The organism is Ralstonia sp. VS2407, assembly GCF_052950655.1.
The window spans coordinates 1-1,317 of record NZ_JBRFVG010000032.1 but is presented as its reverse complement, the minus strand read 5'-3'; the positions used below and the strand labels follow the sequence as shown (position 1 = coordinate 1,317).

At 62.7% G+C, this 1,317-nt stretch carries 1 protein-coding gene; it reads left to right on the top strand.

The features are described from left to right. Positions 1-57 precede the first annotated feature (57 nt). Positions 58-1,286, top strand: a protein-coding gene (locus ACU8YE_RS23625; RefSeq protein ID WP_446929764.1) for an IS3 family transposase whose coding sequence is annotated in 2 segments (ribosomal slippage) — positions 58-421 and positions 421-1,286 — 1,230 coding nt in all. Because the reading frame shifts where the segments join, the coding sequence is not laid out codon by codon here. The last annotated feature ends 31 nt before the right edge of the window (positions 1,287-1,317 follow it).

Here is a 1,317-nt window from a genome sequence, read left to right as displayed (position 1 = left end):
CGTGACCCGTCCTGAATAAGGTTGACACTTTTTCCGGGTGTAGGAAGGAGAGTCAGGATGGAAGGGTCAAAGAAGCGAACGCAGCGGGACTACAGCCTGGCTTTTAAGCTGTCGGTGGTGGAGCAGGTAGAAAAAGGCGAACTGAGCTACAAGCAGGCGCAGCAGCGGTACGGAATCCAGGGTCGCTCGACGGTGCTGGTATGGTGTCGCAAGCACGGTTTGCAGGACTGGATGAGCCCGTCCGGCCGTCAGCAAACAAGTTCAGGAATGTCAGAGAAGGAACCCAAAGCCCTCACGCCAGAGCAGCGCATCAAGGAGTTGGAAGCGCAGCTCAAGCAGGCGAAGGAGAAGGCGGCGCTGTTCGAGGCCGTGGTCGACATCATGCGCCGCGACTACGGGGTGGTGGTAAAAAAGCCCTCGGGCAGGTCATCTCGCAAAGGCTCATCCAAGGGCTGAGTGTCGAGCGGGCCTGCCGATACATCGGCATCAGTCGCCAGGCGTACTACAAGCGCTGCGCGCGCGAACGCACCTGCAACGCCCAGGCCGAGCAGGTCACTGCCCTGGTGCGGGACGTGCGCCTGCGTCAGCCGCGCCTGGGCACGCGCAAGCTGCACCACCTGCTCGCGCCTAAGCTGGCGCAGGCCGGCATCGCTGTGGGGCGGGACCGGTTGTTCGACCTGCTGCGTGCAGCGCGCCTACTGGTTCCTATGCGACGGGCGTATCACAAGACCACGCACAGCCACCACCGCTTCCGGCGGCACCCGAATCTGCTCAAGGAAGGTCCGGGCCAGGTCGTCCCCACAGGCCCAGAGCAGGTGTGGGTGGCCGACATCACCTACTTGCCGACGGCAGGACGCTGCGCGTACCTGAGCTTGGTGACGGACGCGTACTCACGCAAGATCGTCGGCTATCACGTGCATGACAGCCTGCATGCCGAGTCGGTCAGCCGAGCACTGAAGATGGCGCTCAAGCAGCGCAAGACCCGGCAGCCGCTGATCCACCACTCAGACAGGGGCATCCAACACTGCTCGGGCGAGTATCAGCGCATCCACCAGCGCCATGGCCTGACATGCTCGATGACCGACGGCTACGACTGCTACCAGAACGCCCTGGCCGAGCGGGTCAACGGGATCCTCAAGGGCGAGTTCCTGCTCAGCCGCCCCGCCGACCTGCAGCAGGCCGTGCGCATGGTGGCCCAGTCGGTGCACATCTACAACTATGAGCGGCCTCACCAGGCCCTGAAATACAAAACGCCCGATGCAGTGCATCGGGCGTCTAGTAGCTGAACTGAGTGTCAACCTTTATCAGGACTTGACA